Below are 17,687 nucleotides of genomic sequence, written 5' to 3' on the forward strand. Positions count from 1 at the left end.
CTAGCCATACACTAGGGCTCGAGTGGACAACTCAGCTTGGCGGTGATCCACTCGATGGCCTGGGGCTTATCCTCAAGAGCATACCACGCCACCTCACCTTGCATAAAGGGGCCCATCAAGCGCACCGCATTACCAAACCAATCGGGGCCGCCCACCAGCACTAAGGCATCAAACCTAGGCAGTTGTAGCTCACCGACACCCGACAGTGACTGGCTTTCCCAGCCCTCTAGCAAGACATCCGCCTCGATATAGAGACACACCTTGCCGGAGGCCTGCTGATATTCCTCAATGATCGGGACTATCTTGCGGCAATAGTCCTGGGTCGACAATCGCCCGCTGGCAAATAAACTGATCACCCCATTGGTGATATCGGCGATTTGACATAACATACACACACTCCGAGAAGGCGCCTAATTTGGCGACCATTTTGCATCATTTTGACGGGCTAATGATACAGGTCTAGATCAAATAAGCCGAACATGCCGACCAGCGAGCGATCTTAAATAGCCATGATAACCATCTCTAACCGCGTCCAATTAGCCGATAACGAACTGGAATGGCAGTTTATCCGCTCCAGTGGCGCCGGTGGCCAACATATCAACAAGGTCTCCACCGCAGCGCAGCTGATCTTCGATATCCGTCAATCTTCCCTGCCGGAGGTTTATCAGCAAAGACTGCTGGCCAAGGCAGACCATCGCATCACCAAGAGTGGCAAGATCATCATCAAGTGTCAGGCCAGTCGCAGTCAGGAGGCCAATCGCCTGGCGGCGCTAGAGCAATTTATCACCCTGGTAGCCAGCGTGGGTCACACCGCCAAGAAACGGATCGCTACCAAACCCACCAAGGGCAGCCAGCGCAGGCGAGTCGATACCAAGAAGCAGCGCGGCGCGACTAAGGCCCTCAGGCAGAAGCAGTTCTAATCTCTCCCTCTTTATCTCAAGATGATCTTGACTAACGCTTTGCCTCAAGGTGATTTTTGCTAACGAGACGTCAAATTCGTCGATAAGTATGCTAAGTTGCAGGTATCTTGTTTAAACGACTGACGCAGTAAGGTGCGCTAGATGAGTAAATCGGTGAAAATTCTCTTAGTAAACGGTCCTAACCTCAACCTACTGGGACGACGAGAACCTGGCCATTACGGCCATCACACCTTAGAACAGATTGTCGAGCAGTTACAGTGCTTGGCCGCCGAGCAAGGCGCTAGCCTTAACCATATTCAATCCAATGCCGAACATGAGCTGATCGACGCCATTCATCAAACCGACGCCGATTTTATCATCATCAACCCGGCGGCCTTTACCCACACCAGCGTGGCGCTCAGAGACGCCCTACTCGGTGTTGCTATTCCATTTATCGAAGTTCACCTCTCCAATGTGCACGCCAGAGAGGCCTTTAGGCATCACTCCTACTTCTCTGACAAGGCGGTCGGCGTCATCTGCGGTCTCGGCGAACAGGGCTATCGCTACGCCCTGGACTCGGCCATCGCCCGTGTCAAAGCCAGCCAGTAGAAGGGATAGTTCATGGATATACGCAAGATCAAGAAGCTAATCGAACTGGTGCAGGCCTCGGATATTAGCGAACTTGAGATCAAAGAGGGCGAGGAGTCGATTCGTATCTGCCGCCAACTCGCAGCAACAGCCAGCCCGCGCCTTCAGCCAGCTCCAAGCCAAGCAGATGAAGCATCAGGCGAGGCGGAATATGACGAAGATACCCTGCTACGCTCCCCTATGGTCGGCACCTTCTATCTTGCTCCCGCTGTCGATGCCTCGCCCTTGGTGGCCGTCGGCCAACAGGTCGAGCAAGGTGAGCCAGTCTGCATCATAGAAGCGATGAAGATGATGAATCAGATCCAGGCGCCCCATGCAGGCGTGGTTAAGGCCATATTGTGCCAGAGCGGCGATGGCGTCGAATTCGATCAACCTCTGATGGTGATCGAATAACGCGATAACCGGCCTCAGTAGAGGCAATAATGAGGAGACCGTATGCCGCACCCGACGCCAAGACGATTCAATAAGCTGTTGATCGCCAATCGCGGCGAGATAGCGCTGCGCATCATCCGCGCCTGTCGCCAACTTGGCATCAAAACGGTGGCCGTCTACTCCAGTGCCGACAAGCAGAGTGGTCACCTGACACTCGCCGATGAGACAGTCTGTATCGGCCCGGCGCCCGCCAAAGAGAGTTACCTCAACATTGCCGCTATCCTCGCCGCCGCCGATCTCACTCAGGTCGATGCCATCCACCCAGGTTACGGCTTTCTGTCCGAAAATGCCGACTTCGCCGAGCAGGTGATACAGAGCGGCTTTCACTTTATCGGCCCTAAGGCTGACACCATACGCCTGATGGGCGACAAGGTGAGCGCCATCGCCGCCATGAAGGCGGCCGGAGTGCCCACTGTGCCCGGCTCAGACGGTCTACTGGACCATGATGAGGCGCGCACCAAGCAAATCGCCGCTGAGATAGGCTACCCGCTAATCATCAAGGCCACCGCGGGCGGCGGCGGAAAAGGGATGCGTATCGTCGAGGATGAGGCTCAGCTGCTTGCCACCATCACCCTCACCCGCCGCGAAGCCGAGGCAGCCTTTGGCAATAGCGGCGTCTACTTGGAAAAATATCTCACCCGGCCACGCCATATCGAGGTGCAGGTGGTGTGCGATCAACAGGGAAATTGTCTGTCTCTGGGCGAGCGAGACTGCTCGCTGCAGCGGGCCCAACAAAAAGTGATCGAGGCCGCGCCGGCGCCTGGCTTAACGCCCGAGCAGCGCCAGCAAATAGGCCAAAGCTGTATCAAGGCCTGTCAGGCGATCGGTTATCTTGGGGTGGGGACCTTAGAGTTTCTCTATCAAGATGGCGAGTTCTACTTTATGGAGATGAACACCCGCATTCAGGTGGAGCACACCATCACAGAGATGGTCACCGGGGTGGATCTCTTAGCGCTGCAGCTGACTATCGCTCAGGGTGAGCCACTCGAGCTAAGCGAGGCGCAAGTGACCCCCAAGGGACACGCCATAGAGTGTCGTATCAACGCCGAGCATCCGCGCACCTTTACGCCTTCACCAGGACAGATCACTCAGCTGCAGGTACCGGGAGGCCTCGGGGTGCGCTGGGAATCTCACCTCACGCACGGCTATGATATTCCGCCCTATTACGATGCCATGATCGCTAAGTTGATCACTTGGGGGGATGATAGAACCCAGGCAATAGCCCGCATGCGCACCGCGCTGGACGAGCTCATAATCTCAGGTATAGACACTAATGTCCCCCTGCTCAAGGCGCTGCTTGCCGATCCTAAGGTGCAGCAGGGAGAGACCTCGATTCACTATCTGGAAGATACCTTTCTACCTGGAAAATGAATGCTTGTTAGGCTGCAACCCCAATCGCTAGGCCGCCAGGTACCTGTCGATATCCACCTCGTCTATCTGCTCCGGAGCAAGGTAACGCTCGGCGTACTCCAAATAAATACCGCTGGTGAGGAACAGCTTAAACACCTCGGCGTCCACATGTTGATCCAGCACCATCTTATGCAAGATATCGATGGCGACACTCAGGGGCTTGGCCTTCTTATAGGGCCTGTCGGCCGCCGTAAGCGCCTCGAAGATATCCGCCAGCACCAGAATACGCTCGGGGATCGACAGGTCATCACCGCTTAACTTTCTGGGGTAGCCAGTACCTATCAGGGTTTCATGGTGGGTCGAGGCGTAACGGGGCACTCGCGCCAGCTCAGGTGGGAAGGGCAAGTTCTCGAGCATCTTGATGGTACTGGTAATATGTTGATTGATCTTAAACCTGTCCTCAGCAGTCAGGGTGCCGCGGGAGATACTCAGATTATAGAGTTCGCCCTGATTATAGAGCGCCTCGGGTACCGTCATCTTGATACCAAATTTAGGGTCGAACACCTCAGGGCGCTGACGGGCAATCACATGATGGGGCTTATCGGCCAGCAATGGCTCGGTTACCGGCAGGCTCACCTCGGCGTTAAGATCGGGATAATTCAACTCCTCCACGGGAGAGAGGCCGAGGCGGTCATCGAAGTGGCGCTCCCAGGTGATGGTCGACAGCGCCGTTAGCCTGTCGATATCGGCCTGATCCATGAACTCGCCGCCCACATTCGCCCCGGCAACAAAGGCAAAGTCCTCTCTTAACTGCTCACGGCGCGCCTTTAATGCGGTCAGAAACTCGCCCTGACGTTCCGGACTCACCTGACACTGTTTGAGATAGTGGATCTCGGCATCGCGCCACAGCACCTCGAAGCGCATTCGCACCTCGTGGATACGGTTATAGATCACTTCTAACTTACTGCCTTTATCCACGATATGCTCGGGCGTGGTGATCTTGCCGCAATCATGCAACCAGGCGGCGATACGAAACTCCCTGTGCTCATCGGCATTACGAAAACGAAACGCCTTAAAGGCAGGCAGATCCGACTTGGCGGCATATTCGGCCAACATCAGCCCCAGCTCGGGCACCCGATTACAGTGACCCGCGGTATAAGGAGACTTATCATCGATCGCTTGGGCGATCAGCTTGATAAAGGCATCCATCAAGGCCTTATGGTCTTGCTCATGCTGGCGAATAGACTCAGACATATCCACCAAGGAGATCGCCAGTTCATCGATCTCCTTAATATAGGAATCTACCTTAGTGACCTCGTCATAACGGCGATATTTCACCTTGAGGTTTTCCAGCGCCAACAGTTTGATGGGCGTGATAATGGGGGAGGCAAACAGCCAAGAGAAAGGCAGCGCCAGCAACAAGCAGAGGCCAGTGATCAAAATGGATTTCTCCACCTTATCCAGGCTCGAAGCCAACAAGGTATCCCTGGGCACTAAGATGGCGAAATACTCAGTCTCGGCGGTATTTTGCCCAAAAGGGGTGACATAGACAAAGCTCGGCACGCCATTAAGCGTTATCTCGTTTAACTGCTGATGCCTGCTAGCATCTGCGGCGATATCGATAAGCTCCTTGTAAGGTACGACGCCCTGGATGTTTTGAGGTGCGACTCGCTGCCCCTGGGCAAACCACTTATCACGCAGCGCCTGTATCTGAGCCGGGCTGATATGGTCGATCGCCTTATCAATAAGCGCCACCAGCGCGGCATCATCCCTATGCATCACCATGCTAAGGCCCGCCTGAATATCCACAGGGGCATAGTCCAAATCTTCATGAAACTGGAGATCGTCGAGAAAATACTGCTGCGCGGTATAGTGCAGCACTATGCTGTTGTCGATAGCCGCATATACCCGCCCATCTTTAACGGCCTGCAGAATGCCTCGGGTAGATGTCACCTCCACCACCTCTATTTCGGGGAAATACTGCTTGATGATAGGGATGATCGACCACCCCTTAGGAATAGCCACCCGCTTGCCCGCAAGCTCAGCAACATGATGGATCGACGCCTGCCCAGGACGAGTGACGGCGGCAAACGGCATACTAAGATAGGATTGGCTAAAGACCCCCAAAGCGCGGTTCGCCTCGCTATTGAGTACAGAGTGGAGCAGATTGATCTCCCCCGCCCTAAACTTGTCGACAAATTCCGGCCAGGTAAAGCCGTTGTTATAGTTGATGGTCAGCCCTGTCATCTCTGCCACAAGATTGAGCAAATCTATGCTGTACCCCATGGGACGCCCGGCAACAGCAAAATCTATCGGCGGCCAATCGGTTTCATTAGAGGCGATAAGCGCCGGCGTGCTCTGCACCAAAGCTTGCTCCTCTGGGGTGAGTTCGAGTCGCTCAACCCGCGGCCCCTGCTGCTCGGCATCACGCTGACGGTTGGAGGCCACAAGGTCGCCACTAGCGCGATACACATAGACCTCACGGCTTGCCAGCGCCGACTCTCCCAGACTGAGCGAGGCGAGATAATCATCCAGGCTCGACAGGGCGATATCCACCGCTAACACGGCGTCACTATCGGGTAAGCGGATGGAATAGGTAATGCCGGGCGCCTGCAGATTCTGAAACAGATAGGGCTCAGTCTTAAACACCTTGCCGGGCTGGGCATCAATAAACCAGGGACGTATGCTGGCATCATAGTCTGTGGGCTCCATCCGGCTCGCCCGCTGGTTAAACTCGGCATCTAAGTAGTGAAAGGCGCGAATACGCTCCTCCCCCTTCCCCTGAATACTGATGATCACCCAGCGATCTTCCAGCGACGCCTTAAGTTGCCGGCGCACTATGGGGTGGGCGTCGAGATTGACCAGTTCAAACAGATTACCATCCGGGCTGCCGAGATAGATGGCATAGATAAAGTTGGCCGAAAGCATCGCCTGACTAAACACCTGCTTGGCGGCTTTCGTCAGCCCCATAGGCGTATACAGGCCTTCAAAGTTCGCCACCAATTTTGTGGTATTGCTCGCCTGACTGTCGAGCTGCTGCAGATAGCTTGCCGTGCTGTTGGCACTCTGATTATACAGGTGAAGGCTGGACTCGGTGGCCAGTCGCTGACTGAAATAGTACTGTAAGCCGATAGCGACCGAGGCGGTAAACAGCGTCGCAATAATGAAGATGCCCACCACAGTAAAGCGTATGGTTAGCCGTTTGGGTTTCGCTAAGGTGAGGCCCTGCATTCGATATCCTTGTCACGAGAGTATCCTACTCAATGAGTATAACAAGAGATCTGCAGGCCTCACATTCTAGGGAGATAGCATCCTAACCTATCGATTTTAAGGACTTTTTTTACGCCATGATTCCGGCAATTCCACCTGTTGCCATAGCTCATGACAAAGGCTTTCCCCCTGATGCCAATTCCCCTGCTTGAGCCAAGTCACCAGGGCATCACCCACCTCAGGATAGGCGATAGGTTCAGGTTTTGGCGAGCGTAGCCAACGCTTTACCGCTGTCGGGTCAAGCCACTTCATGCTTTCCGCAGCGCCCAGTAACTCCAACGCCGCCACATTGGAAAGCTGCTCAAACTGGCCATGTAGCGGCTTCACCAGCAGCTTTTTACCCAGGGTGAGCGCCTCACTGGCCAGCTCAAAGCCTGCGCTGGCGATCACCCCGCCACACTGGGCCAACTTGGCCTTAAAGCCCTCGCGGTTAAAGCCAGACCAAATCAGATTGTCGGCGCAATCTTTCGGCGCAGCCGAACCATGAAACACAGAGAAACGGTACTCGCCAAAGTCCTTGAGCAGGTGATTGATATCCTCCGGCGACTCAAACGGCAGATAGACCAGAATCTCATGGGAGTTATAGGCCACCACCTCGCTTACCTCGACAAAAGGCGGCAGCAGAGGAAAACCAAAATGATGCCAATGACAGCCCAGTGCCCGCTCGACCGGGGCAAAATAGTTGAGCAACATCTGATTGAACCAGCCGTTGCCCACCTTAGGCACATCGTATTGCAGCGCCGCCTGATGACTCACACCGATAGAGGGCACTCCCTGAAGGCGCGCCGCCCAGGCAGACACAGGTTCAAAATCGTTAAGTACCAGGTCATAACCACCCAAATCCAGGGCGCGTACATCTTTGACTAAGGCACTCAAGGAGTTTTGCAGCGCCGTCCTGGCAATACTGACGCAGCCATTTTGGGTCGCAAAGGTTAGACCTGTTTGGGCGCGATAATCGCCGAAACACTGCATGTCGAAATAACGCTGAGTCTCCCGACCGGAAAAAAAGAAGTCGACATCGACTTGCTGATGTTTAAAAGCCTTAGCCATAACTCTGGCACGACTGAGATGGCCATTCCCTGTGCCTTGCACGCCGTAAAGGATACGCATTTTTTGTGCTGACTCCTGCTAGTGATTTATTGACCGATGAGAGGTAATGCCAGGTAGCAACTCGTCACGCCCAAAAGGGCTCCCGCCAGAATATCCAGCGGGTAATGCACGCCCAAGATGATACGCGAGACACCGATAGCCGTAGCCCAACCAAAGGCGGGCCAGGCAAATGAGGGATAACAGCTGGCGATGGCGCTGGCCATCACAAAGGCCGCCGCCGTATGACCCGATGGCAGACTGAACTTATCTGATGGCTCAAAGGCCAGTGTCAGGCTACCGCCGCCCCGCAGAGACTGATAACAGGGACGGGTACGGCGAATGCTATTTTTAAGCGCGAGATAAAGAGGCAGTTCTAAGATAAAGGCGGCAAGCGCCGTGTTGAATAGGGTTTCCCCTCGTTCGTCCAGCAAGAGCAGGCCGACACACAGATAGAGATAAAAAGGACCGTCGCCCGTGGCCGAAACTAACCTGGCCTTAGGGTTTAGCCCATGAGCTGCGCCATAGGCGTTGATCACGGCAAAGGCCTGACGATCTAGCTTAGCGAGGGTCTGAAACATAAAAGGCTCCGGATCACTTTGATATGATCAGGAGCCTAAAAAATTGCGATGACGCCTAGGTGACATCTAGCCTAAATATTTGTGACAGCTAAGGCTGACTAACTTAAGCTTCGGCGGTATTACCCACTTGGGATTTAGCACGAAACAGCTTCACTAAGTGATAGATATTGATACAAGCGACAAAGGCGTTCATGCCAGCAACTGGCCAGGCTGAGATATAGATCCCGTAGATCACAAACAATGTACAACCGGTAAAGTTAAGACATCTTAGCCAGACTATATCTTTCATCATCAGAGAGATAGCGACCATCACTGAGGCGGAATAACCAATAAGTTCAATTGTGTTTGAAGCTTCCATAAGGCACCTTCTTGAGGCCCTCTGCCGTCCATAAGCTAACTGGGGGATCCGTGCCCCTAAAGCAAGTTAAAGTTAAGTTAATCGTTGACTGACCATATGCTAACAAATTTAGCCCAGACTTGTAATTTAAATACGTTATTTAATGACCTTTGTCATATTTTTTGCACAATTAGAAAGCAATAAAAGAAAGATTACAACAAGTTGGCCAAACGCCGCTATTATCACCAATAGCGTGATTGATAACGCTTTTCTTTTTAAGAATCCCTTATATACTGGCTGGTAACAATATATTGCTGATTTATCCCAGTAAAATGCCTCTCTACAGGAGTATGACTTATGGAATACAACACCTCAGAACTTTGTGACACTTACATTGATGTGGTCGATGTTGTTGAGCCCATGTTCAGTAATTATGGTGGTTGTAGCTCTTTCGGCGGTTCAATTAGCACCATTAAATGCTTCGAAGACAATGGATTAATCGCTGAAGTTCTGCAACAAGATGGCGAAGGCAAAGTACTGCTGGTCGACGGTGGTGGATCACTACGTCGTGCATTGATCGACGCGAGCATCGCCGAGATCGCCGTGGCAAATAACTGGGAAGGCATTATCGTATACGGTTCGGTGCGTGACGTAGACGCACTGGAAGATCTCGACATCGGAATTCAGGCGTTAGCCTCTATCCCTGTCGGCGCCGATGGTCATGGCGTTGGCGAACTGGAGATCCCGGTTAACTTCGGCGGCGTCACCTTCCTGCCAGCCGACCATATCTACGCCGACAACACAGGCATTATCCTGTCACCCGAGCCTCTAGATATCGATTAAGCTAAAGCCCAAAATGGCTTAATGATTTTGGCTTAGCCATTTAATCGTAAAAGGACGACCACAGGTCGTCCTTTTTTGTGGCCTATCGATAGCCCCGCTTCTCTCACAGCAATCAATAGTTGTGTCGAAATATCTTCGACCAGTAAAGAACAGCGTTATCTATTTTTGCCTCAAACTAGCTTGATGTTTAAGGGATAGCTTTAAACCATAGCTTTATGGTGTATCAATTGCCTGCGGCAGGTGCAGAGCAAGGACGCACTAATGTCGTGATCACACAGATCTGAAAGAACGACCTTATGTGCAGATACTGCCTCGGGACGCTATACGTCATACCTGACCGCTTAACGAAAACATCCCTGTTTTCGATACCCTCAGCAGCATCTACACTGGGTTATCTATCTCTTCGATTGAGCCGCATTTGGTCCCCATCATCCTGTCAAAGCTAAGTTGTTTATGGACAAAAGTGAGTTTGAGATTTAGTTTTAACCCACTAGGTTCGGATTAATACTGGTATGGTTAACGCCGGCAGCAGCGGCCGGAGGCGATTGGCGCCTTTTTTGCTGCGAAGCGCAAAAAAGGTGACAAGTGCCGGAGGTCCGTTGCCTGCCCTTGTTAGGCATTGCTAGCCAATACCTTCTGTAATCTTGGTTGGAGAAACCACACACCTAATGGCCACAGCCATATAAGGAATGATGCACTTACTTTTGGTTTCTCTAAGTTCTCGGCTTCTTTTAATAATGTACCAGCATCTGTCATTAGACGAAGCATAGTAACAAGAAAAACGATACCAATTGGAAGAATAATAAACTGGAAAGGTATCTCTTTGAAGAAGGCTGCTAAATACGGTGCGACCATAAATACACATACAGAGAATAGTCCCAATGTAGATAGAACTTTAGGCTTAACCTGACTTTTTCCTGTTGCTCGAGACAATTCACTATTAATAGAATAAAGCCAAGTGAATATTACAACTGCAGCTATCAAAAAGCCTAAACCTTTGAAAGGCATTAGTACAACCATCAAGATTGAAGAAACGACCAATAGAAGAAAGACCTTCCATGAGTCCAATGTTGCTAAAGTGTGCATACTTTCTCCTGCCTAACGCTGCCAGCAGCGGCCGAGTGAAACGAGGTCCAGCGACCGTAGGGAGCGAGGCTGACTGGCCTTGTTATGTTATTTTAGTTTAAACCCATGTCTTTCCATGCGTAGTACATACCTTGATTAAAACAATGACTTATATTTTTACCATTTGCCCAAGGAAACTTACTGGAGAACACTTTAGCAAATTCTTTTTCGCTAGTTTGTCTGCCGTGTATTTCAGCCATTGAGTAGACTTGATCATGGCCGAATTTCATTGCCTCTTGGACAAGAAAGTTATAATGATCAAGTTCTTTCTCAGTTAACTGTGGGTGCGCTTTAGCGAGCCTACCTTGAACAGGTTGAAGCCAATCTTTGCCCCAAGCCATAGCCAAATGAAAAGCCTCGTTCAGAAGCTCTTCATCTGTGTACTCTTTTTTACGAAATGGCCAGATCATCTTCATTCACATAACGCCCCAAGCAGGGGATTTTATGAGCGTTTTTCAGCGAGTAAAATTCCCGCTGACTTGGCTTGTTAGGGTTACTTTTTAAAAAAGCGAACATATACCAACCTGAAAATTGTGACCATGACCAAAAGCGCAATAAGTATTACAACCCCTGCTGATTCACGAGAGTCCATAATTGGACTACCAAACCCAATAAACTTAGTTTGCTGATCAGTGCACGCGCCTGCACCTACCCAATTTTGCATGAGCGTACCACCACATAATGTAAAGGTACTGATAGTCTTCAATGCTAATGAAACAATTACACCGAAAACTACAAGTAAGACTGCAAACCGTTTAATTTTCAAATCCCCTTGTAACCCTAACGCCCCGATCACCGGGCCAGCGTAGTGGAACAAATATTGTGGTAAAAGAGCGCAGCGATACCACAATATTTGTGGAGCGTAGCTGGCTCCGCGTGCATCGGCTTGTTAGAACTCTGACCCATTTAAACCAAAAGACATGGCTAGATTACCCAATACAGGCACTATTGTCGGCCCGTCGTTGTTACCATAATTGAATACAACGCAATTTTCATAGCGCTCTAAAACAAACGGTCTATTCAATTCGTCAGATCCATATATTTCTTCGACCTTCGAGATATATGGTTCCAAATCAGCTTCACCGATAGCCTCGTGACTACCCACTTTGGCAAACCCAGAAGACACATCAGACATCTTGATTTTCTTCTTCTTTCTTTTCGCGGGAGAGTCATAATCACTCGCCCATTTCCAGACAAGCATATTTCGGCTCATATCTATCTCTATTAAGTTCTAACAGCTTATTAGTGCGCATGCGCGTTTACCTCGTTGGATCAGTGAAAACGCGCACAGTTAACTATTTGTATGTAATGAACTTATCAACATTTTGCTAAATACACCATCTGGAAAAACGCGCACGAATACAGGATGAAAATCGTTCAAAATCCTTATGATTTTAATATGACTGTATACTTATCCAGTTTTTGATGGGAAGTAGTGAATTACATCACGCGGGTGTAGCGATGAAAATTGCTAGGCCAGAAAGTCGGTTCGTTACTGATCCACCGACAATTTGGTAGCTCATTTTGGGGCAAAACCAAGCCTGCTTTTTGTTCCCCGTCTTCTTAGACGCCAAATCGAAGAAACGTTAGATACCAAGTGTAGATACACTGGTGAGCTTCCGTGACAGGGCCAAAAATGTTCCCTACATTTTTTGGCATTCCCTACATCCATGTAGGTCAGATACCATCGTCGAGCCTACAGGGAGCGTACTTGCGGCGTCTCACAAGGGTATCTGCACATCCCTCGCCGGGCAGGCGATATGTAACGGTGAAGGTGCGACCTTCAAACACCTCCCAACAAGCATTCAGCTAAACGCTACAACGAAAAACAAACCAGGTTTCCTCTCGCGTTCATTAAAGCTAAATCGAAGAGGCGTTAGATACCCAGTGTAGATACGGCTGTGACCTTCGTCGTCAGGGCCAAAAATGTTCCCTACATTTTTTGGCATTCCCTACATCCATGTAGGTCAGATGCCATCGTCGAACCTACAGGGAGCGTACTTACGGCGTCTCACAAGGGTATCTGCACATCCCTCGCCGGGCAGGCGTTAAATAACAATGAAGGTACGACCTTCAAACATACACCCAACAAGCATACTGCCTGGGGCTATCACCCAAACTTTACAACTATAATCAAAACTTACCCACCCAAAATCTAATCCAAAAAACTGAAATTTGTGCAGCCCACAAAAAAATCAAACCTTCCTGAATTTTATCCATTAAAATTACCCCACCTTTGCATCAACAACTAAAAACAGAACCCATAATGCAAACCCTAATTCCATTTACTGCCGAGCGTTGCCAGGGCTTTGTCGCCCAGCGCGAGGGCGAGACCAAGATAGGCCAGACCCTTCACTGCTACGAGGGCAAGGGCTCCCTAAGCGAACACTTAGAACAGGCAAAGGCCAATGGCGCTCGTTTTGCCATCCTAGGCATTGGCGAAGATATCGGCCCTCGCGCCAATTTGGGCCGCGGCGGCGCCATCGACGGTTTCGAAGCTGCCATGGCGCAGTTCTGCAATTTTCAATCGAATCAGTTTCTCGATGGCAGCCACTGCCTGGTGCTGGGGCAGATTGCCACTGACGATCTTCAATTGCCCGAGGGTAGCAGCGCTAAGACCCTGAGAGAGCATGTCGACAAGCTCGATGAGCGAGTGATAGATGTCGTCAGTCAGGTAATGGAAGCAGGGGTAGAACCCATTGTAATAGGTGGCGGTCACAACAATGCCTACGGCCTCTTGATGGCCACCAAGAAGGTAACCGGCCGCCCGGTTGCTGCCGTTAACTTAGATCCTCACTCAGACTTTCGCCCGCGAGAAGGCCGCCACAGCGGCAATGGTTTTAGCTATGCCGCCGCCAGCGGCGCCTTAGGTCACTACCATGTGCTCGGGCTGCACGAGCTAAAAAACAGTCAGCAGACGCTGGAGCAGCTAAGTGCCTTCGGCGGCAAGTGGCATACGCTGCAGTCTATCTGGGTGAGACGTGAGATCAGCCTGGAGCAAGCAGTCAAAGAGATAGTCAATGATTTAAGCTCCAGCGATCTGCCGGTAGCGCTGGAGTTAGATCTCGATGCCATCATCAATATGCCCAGCAGCGCCTCGACGGCGGCGGGGATTCCTCTGCTCGATGCCCTCTACTATGTGCATCAGATAGCGCGCAAAACCCCTACCGCTTACCTGCATCTCGCCGAGGCGGCGCCAAGCTGTCACGTTGCTGGCGTCGAAGCCGGTCGCCGAGAAACCGGCCAGAGCATCAGCGAGCTAATTTACGCCTATATTCAGGGTCGTATGATGCAACACCCCTTGGGATAAGCCGCTCAGCGCATTTGGCATATTGCTAATATTATGCTGTAATGCGCTCCTCAATTTTGAAACTCTGCGCTATCACGCATTTTTTGATAAATTGTGCACGGTTTATTTACATCGATCACAGAGTGATAGACCAATGATTCAGCAATTCGAGTCAATCACATACACTCGCGGTTAATCGCAGCAATAAACAGGAAACAGTAATGTCAGAGGGCAGCTCAAACAGTACCCACTTTGGATATAAAACGGTCGATGCAGAGAAAAAGGCAGATCTCGTTGCCGACGTCTTTCACTCAGTCGCCGCCAAGTACGACATCATGAACGATGTGATGTCCTTTGGTATTCATCGCCTTTGGAAACGTTTTACCATTGAGAGTGCCGGTGCACGCCCGGGCATGAAGGTACTGGATCTCGCCGGTGGCACAGGCGATCTGACCGCTAAGTTTTCCCATATTGTGGGCAACACAGGTCAGGTGACTCTTGCCGACATCAATGATTCCATGCTGAAAGTGGGTCGCGAGAAGCTGCGTAACCGTGGCGTTGTGGGCAATGTTAACTATGTGCAGGCAAATGCCGAGGCACTGCCCTTCCCAGACAACCATTTCGATATCATCACCATCGCATTCGGTCTGCGTAACGTGACAGATAAAGATTCGGCGATACGCTCAATGCTGCGAGTGCTTAAGCCGGGCGGTAAACTGCTGATCCTGGAGTTTTCCAAGCCACAGCATGATCTGATGCGTAAAATTTACGATATCTACAGCTTCAAGGTGCTGCCTAAGATGGGCGATATTATCACCCAGGACGCCGGTAGCTATGAATACCTGGCCGAATCTATCCGTATGCACCCGGACCAGGAAACCCTTAAAGGTATGATGGTCGACGCCGGTTTTGAGCAGGTGGAATACACCAATATGACAGACGGTATCGTCGCCCTGCACAAGGGTTATAAGTTCTAATAGCGTTTTGAATACCCATGCTTATATCGAAAGAGGCCCCGAACATTCGGGGCTTTTTTGTTGTCGCCTGTTTAGGGCCTGTTGATCTTTGCTGTTTGTTTTTGCAGCAGTTTGTAGGTGATTTATACAAGGCAGAGCCTGTGCCGTGTAGTATGCTACACAAACGGGCGATAACGCTGTAAAAGTGGCCTACAAAAGCTGCCCAACGGGTTCATCTAAACCCGCACTGCACTTGATGAAAGGCTTCCTGCCTTTCACCGCAGGCGGTCAGCGACACTGTTAGAAATCGTTCCAGACGATTTCTTTGTTGTTCGCCATTCACATAGAGTAACTATGCTTCATGGCTCTCGCCTCGCGCAAAACGCGTTTAGATTGAACAAAAATTAAACTTGAAAGTTCAACAGACCCTAACCACCTCGCCGCAATCTCACTGAATAAATGACATTTTTACCTAGCCCTTTTGCCGCCAGTTTAGTGTAGAATAGCGACACCTTTGCGCTGTCATCATTTGATGACTAGCCCAGCAGCCAACGATTCATAGGTCTTAGGTAACGCATGAAACGTGAAATTGCATTGCTGATCTGTGCGGGCCTAGAAACCGCACTCAAACAAGTGACTCAGCAGTCTCCCGGCGCCTACGCCAAACTCCACAATTTGCAGGGGCGAGTACTCTGTCTCGAACTCAGCCAACTGAGCTGGCCCATCTATCTGCTGTTTGCCAAGGAGATCCAGGTCTTCAGCCAGTATGATGGCGAGGTGACCACTAAGGTCAATGCCGATCTGACTACCCTGTACCGCCTCACCGAAGGCGCGAATCTCACTGAATTGATCAAGCAAGATAAGCTGACTCTGGAAGGCGATCTCAACCTATTACAGAGCTTTAGCCACTTTATGCAACAGGTGGAGTTTGACTTTGCCGAGCCTTTATCTCGCTATATCGGCGATGCGCCAACCCACCTGGTGACACAGGGTGCCAGGCAATTAAAGCAACAGGTGAGTCAAGTGCTCTCAAAGAGTTGGGACCATATGGGACAACTGACCTCTGAAGAGTATCGCCTGAGCCCACACAAGCTAGAACTTGTGCATTTTAGTGATAGAATCGAACAACTTGAGGCCGATACCGACGCCTTAAGCCAACGGATTGAGCGACTCATAAACAAGGCAAACAGCAACAGATGACAATCAAAAGCATGCGGCGTGCATACCAAGTCGTAAAGACGGGGCTTCAATATGGTTTGGATGATCTTATCCCCGCTAAGCTCAAACCCTGGTATTTCAGGCTGTTGCGCTGGAGCTTCTTCTGGTTAACCAACCAACATAAAGATAAGGTGGGCGGCGAACGCCTCAAGCTGGCAATGCAGGAGCTGGGCCCTGTCTACATCAAATTCGGTCAGATGCTCTCGACTCGCCGGGATCTACTCAGCGATGAGTGGGCCGAAGAGCTCGCCATGTTGCAAGACAGGGTGCCACCGTTCGATTCTGGCATCGCCCGAGCCCAAATTGAGGCCGAACTCGGCGCGCCCATAGAGACCTATTTCGATAATTTTTGCGACACCCCGCTGGCCTCGGCATCTATCTCTCAGGTACATACCGCCACCCTTAAGTCTAATGGGGAAGAGGTGGTGCTCAAGGTACTCAGGCCCAATGTGGAAGAGAAGGTCCACGCCGATCTACAGCTGATGACCCAAAGCGCACAGGTGCTGGAAACCCTGCTGGGTCAGGGCAACCGCCTGCGTCCAGCCGAGGTGGTGGAAGACTACCGCACCACCATAGAAGGTGAACTCAACCTCAAGCTAGAAGCACTCAACGCCATCAAGCTCAGAAACAATTTCATTGACTCGGGCGCCCTCTACATCCCTAAGATGTACGAAGAGTTTTGCTTTACCCGCCTTATTGTCATGGAGCGCATCTATGGCGTCCCCGTATCTGACAGGGCGGCACTGGAAGCCCAAGGAACCAACCTCAAGCTGTTGGCCGAACGCGGCGTAGAGCTCTTCTTTACCCAGGTATTTCGCGACAACTTTTTCCATGCCGACATGCATCCCGGCAACATCTTTGTCAGCACTGAGCATCCCGAGGATCCCTTCTACATAGGGCTGGATTGCGGCATCATGGGTACGCTCACCGAGCAAGATAAGCGCTACCTGGCAGAGAATTTCCTCGCTTTCTTTAACCGCGACTATACCCGTATCGCCCAGCTTTATATCGAGTCGGGTTGGGTCGCCGCCGACACAGATCTGGTCGCCTTCGAGCAAGCCATTAAAGTGGTGTGTGAACCCATGTTTAACAAGCCGCTGGATGAGATCTCCTTCGGCCATGTGCTGCTGGAGCTGTTTCGCACCGCGCGTCGCTTCGACATGGTGGTGCAGCCTCAATTAGTCCTGCTGGAAAAGACCCTGCTTTATATCGAAGGACTGGGGCGTCAACTCTATCCTCAGCTGGATCTCTGGCAAACCGCTAAGCCTTTCCTGGAAAGCTGGATGGACGAACAGATGGGCCCTATGGGAATGGCGAAGAAGATCAAGAAGCAATTCCCCTACTGGACAGATAAGCTACCCGAGCTACCCGAACTCGTGTATGACAACCTGAAAATGGGCAAAAATTTTGTTAATAGCCAGAACCAGTTGCTGGATCGCTACCTAAAACAGCAACAAAAAGCCCATAAAAGTAACTACCTTTTAATCACATCGGCAGTTTTAGTGATCTGTGGCAGTATTTTGTTTTCTCAAAACGCTACACTATGGGCCTCTTACGCTTGTATCGGCATCGGTGCAACCCTTTGGTTACTCGGATGGCGATCTAGACCAAAGAATCGCAAATTTTAGCTAGCACTAAATAACCAAAGGGTCA

General features: G+C 51.0%; 17 protein-coding genes. 9 read left to right on the plus strand and 8 right to left on the minus strand.

What is annotated here, in order from left to right:
* Positions 1-11 precede the first annotated feature (11 nt).
* A complete protein-coding gene (locus tag NY07_RS11335; RefSeq protein ID WP_033539471.1) occupies positions 12-389 on the minus strand; it encodes an STAS/SEC14 domain-containing protein in 378 nt (125 codons plus the stop codon).
* 120 nt (positions 390-509) lie between these two features.
* Here NY07_RS11335 and arfB point away from each other — a divergent pair, with 120 nt between their 5' ends.
* The 4 genes from arfB (at position 510) to accC (ending at position 3,350) form a co-directional block, all read left to right on the plus strand.
* Positions 510-920 carry an alternative ribosome rescue aminoacyl-tRNA hydrolase ArfB gene (gene arfB / locus NY07_RS11340; protein ID WP_033539472.1) on the plus strand — a complete coding sequence of 137 codons (411 nt, stop codon included), beginning with the start codon at positions 510-512 and terminating at the stop codon, positions 918-920.
* A gap of 141 nt (positions 921-1,061) precedes the next feature.
* Complete coding sequence (gene aroQ / locus NY07_RS11345; RefSeq protein ID WP_033539473.1) at positions 1,062-1,508, plus strand: type II 3-dehydroquinate dehydratase; 447 nt, start codon at positions 1,062-1,064, stop codon at positions 1,506-1,508.
* A 12-nt stretch (positions 1,509-1,520) separates the two neighbouring features.
* Entirely contained in the window at positions 1,521-1,940 is a 420-nt protein-coding gene (gene accB, locus NY07_RS11350) for an acetyl-CoA carboxylase biotin carboxyl carrier protein (RefSeq protein WP_033539474.1), read from the plus strand.
* A gap of 42 nt (positions 1,941-1,982) precedes the next feature.
* A complete protein-coding gene (gene accC, locus NY07_RS11355) occupies positions 1,983-3,350 on the plus strand; it encodes an acetyl-CoA carboxylase biotin carboxylase subunit (RefSeq protein ID WP_033539475.1) in 1,368 nt (455 codons plus the stop codon).
* A gap of 27 nt (positions 3,351-3,377) precedes the next feature.
* On the opposite strand, the gene NY07_RS11360 is transcribed toward accC, so the two are convergent.
* From NY07_RS11360 to NY07_RS11375, 4 genes are all read right to left on the minus strand, one after another.
* Complete coding sequence (locus NY07_RS11360) at positions 3,378-6,560, minus strand: HD domain-containing phosphohydrolase (RefSeq protein WP_033539476.1); 3,183 nt, start codon at positions 6,558-6,560, stop codon at positions 3,378-3,380.
* A gap of 96 nt (positions 6,561-6,656) precedes the next feature.
* Positions 6,657-7,709 (minus strand): MJ1255/VC2487 family glycosyltransferase, encoded by a 1,053-nt coding sequence (locus NY07_RS11365; protein WP_033539477.1) that lies wholly within the window; start codon positions 7,707-7,709, stop codon positions 6,657-6,659.
* Between the two features lie 26 nt (positions 7,710-7,735).
* Positions 7,736-8,266 carry a phosphatase PAP2 family protein gene (locus NY07_RS11370; protein WP_033539478.1) on the minus strand — a complete coding sequence of 177 codons (531 nt, stop codon included), beginning with the start codon at positions 8,264-8,266 and terminating at the stop codon, positions 7,736-7,738.
* Between the two features lie 103 nt (positions 8,267-8,369).
* Positions 8,370-8,624, minus strand: a complete 255-nt coding sequence (locus NY07_RS11375) for a YgjV family protein (RefSeq protein WP_033539479.1) — start codon at positions 8,622-8,624, stop codon at positions 8,370-8,372.
* A 336-nt stretch (positions 8,625-8,960) separates the two neighbouring features.
* Between NY07_RS11375 and rraA the strand changes: the two genes are divergently transcribed.
* Complete coding sequence (rraA, locus tag NY07_RS11380) at positions 8,961-9,446, plus strand: ribonuclease E activity regulator RraA (protein WP_033539480.1); 486 nt, start codon at positions 8,961-8,963, stop codon at positions 9,444-9,446.
* 612 nt (positions 9,447-10,058) lie between these two features.
* Here the strand turns inward: rraA and NY07_RS11385 are convergent.
* From NY07_RS11385 to NY07_RS11400, 3 genes are all read right to left on the minus strand, one after another.
* Positions 10,059-10,532, minus strand: coding sequence for a hypothetical protein (locus NY07_RS11385; RefSeq protein ID WP_033539481.1), 474 nt, complete (start codon positions 10,530-10,532; stop codon positions 10,059-10,061).
* 92 nt (positions 10,533-10,624) lie between these two features.
* Entirely contained in the window at positions 10,625-10,987 is a 363-nt protein-coding gene (locus NY07_RS11390; protein WP_033539482.1) for a hypothetical protein, read from the minus strand.
* A 473-nt stretch (positions 10,988-11,460) separates the two neighbouring features.
* Positions 11,461-11,784, minus strand: coding sequence for a hypothetical protein (locus tag NY07_RS11400; protein WP_033539484.1), 324 nt, complete (start codon positions 11,782-11,784; stop codon positions 11,461-11,463).
* A gap of 1,053 nt (positions 11,785-12,837) precedes the next feature.
* Between NY07_RS11400 and NY07_RS11405 the strand changes: the two genes are divergently transcribed.
* The 4 genes from NY07_RS11405 (at position 12,838) to ubiB (ending at position 17,662) form a co-directional block, all read left to right on the plus strand.
* Positions 12,838-13,881 (plus strand): formimidoylglutamase, encoded by a 1,044-nt coding sequence (locus NY07_RS11405; RefSeq protein WP_033539485.1) that lies wholly within the window; start codon positions 12,838-12,840, stop codon positions 13,879-13,881.
* A 200-nt stretch (positions 13,882-14,081) separates the two neighbouring features.
* The gene (gene ubiE / locus NY07_RS11410) at positions 14,082-14,837 is read left to right on the plus strand and encodes a bifunctional demethylmenaquinone methyltransferase/2-methoxy-6-polyprenyl-1,4-benzoquinol methylase UbiE (RefSeq protein ID WP_033539486.1); all 756 of its coding nucleotides are present in this window, start codon (positions 14,082-14,084) and stop codon (positions 14,835-14,837) included.
* A 555-nt stretch (positions 14,838-15,392) separates the two neighbouring features.
* The gene (locus NY07_RS11415) at positions 15,393-16,016 is read left to right on the plus strand and encodes a ubiquinone biosynthesis accessory factor UbiJ (protein ID WP_033539487.1); all 624 of its coding nucleotides are present in this window, start codon (positions 15,393-15,395) and stop codon (positions 16,014-16,016) included.
* Positions 16,013-17,662, plus strand: coding sequence for a ubiquinone biosynthesis regulatory protein kinase UbiB (gene ubiB / locus NY07_RS11420; protein ID WP_033539488.1), 1,650 nt, complete (start codon positions 16,013-16,015; stop codon positions 17,660-17,662). Before NY07_RS11415 ends, ubiB begins: the two co-directional genes overlap by 4 nt.
* Positions 17,663-17,687 lie beyond the last annotated feature (25 nt).

Origin of the sequence: Shewanella sp. ECSMB14101, assembly GCF_000773485.1 — a bacterium.
GTDB lineage: Bacteria > Pseudomonadota > Gammaproteobacteria > Enterobacterales > Shewanellaceae > Shewanella > Shewanella marisflavi.

Bases quoted from the DNA above. Each gene is read 5' to 3' on its own strand.
- NY07_RS11335 (WP_033539471.1), bottom strand. From the start codon at position 389: ATGTTATGTCAAATCGCCGATATCACCAATGGGGTGATCAGTTTATTT.
- arfB (WP_033539472.1), top strand. From the start codon at position 510: ATGATAACCATCTCTAACCGCGTCCAATTAGCCGATAACGAACTGGAA.
- aroQ (WP_033539473.1), top strand. From the start codon at position 1,062: ATGAGTAAATCGGTGAAAATTCTCTTAGTAAACGGTCCTAACCTCAAC.
- accB (WP_033539474.1), top strand. From the start codon at position 1,521: ATGGATATACGCAAGATCAAGAAGCTAATCGAACTGGTGCAGGCCTCG.
- accC (WP_033539475.1), top strand. From the start codon at position 1,983: ATGCCGCACCCGACGCCAAGACGATTCAATAAGCTGTTGATCGCCAAT.
- NY07_RS11360 (WP_033539476.1), bottom strand. From the start codon at position 6,560: ATGCAGGGCCTCACCTTAGCGAAACCCAAACGGCTAACCATACGCTTT.
- NY07_RS11365 (WP_033539477.1), bottom strand. From the start codon at position 7,709: ATGCGTATCCTTTACGGCGTGCAAGGCACAGGGAATGGCCATCTCAGT.
- NY07_RS11370 (WP_033539478.1), bottom strand. From the start codon at position 8,266: ATGTTTCAGACCCTCGCTAAGCTAGATCGTCAGGCCTTTGCCGTGATC.
- NY07_RS11375 (WP_033539479.1), bottom strand. From the start codon at position 8,624: ATGGAAGCTTCAAACACAATTGAACTTATTGGTTATTCCGCCTCAGTG.
- rraA (WP_033539480.1), top strand. From the start codon at position 8,961: ATGGAATACAACACCTCAGAACTTTGTGACACTTACATTGATGTGGTC.
- NY07_RS11385 (WP_033539481.1), bottom strand. From the start codon at position 10,532: ATGCACACTTTAGCAACATTGGACTCATGGAAGGTCTTTCTTCTATTG.
- NY07_RS11390 (WP_033539482.1), bottom strand. From the start codon at position 10,987: ATGAAGATGATCTGGCCATTTCGTAAAAAAGAGTACACAGATGAAGAG.
- NY07_RS11400 (WP_033539484.1), bottom strand. From the start codon at position 11,784: ATGAGCCGAAATATGCTTGTCTGGAAATGGGCGAGTGATTATGACTCT.
- NY07_RS11405 (WP_033539485.1), top strand. From the start codon at position 12,838: ATGCAAACCCTAATTCCATTTACTGCCGAGCGTTGCCAGGGCTTTGTC.
- ubiE (WP_033539486.1), top strand. From the start codon at position 14,082: ATGTCAGAGGGCAGCTCAAACAGTACCCACTTTGGATATAAAACGGTC.
- NY07_RS11415 (WP_033539487.1), top strand. From the start codon at position 15,393: ATGAAACGTGAAATTGCATTGCTGATCTGTGCGGGCCTAGAAACCGCA.
- ubiB (WP_033539488.1), top strand. From the start codon at position 16,013: ATGACAATCAAAAGCATGCGGCGTGCATACCAAGTCGTAAAGACGGGG.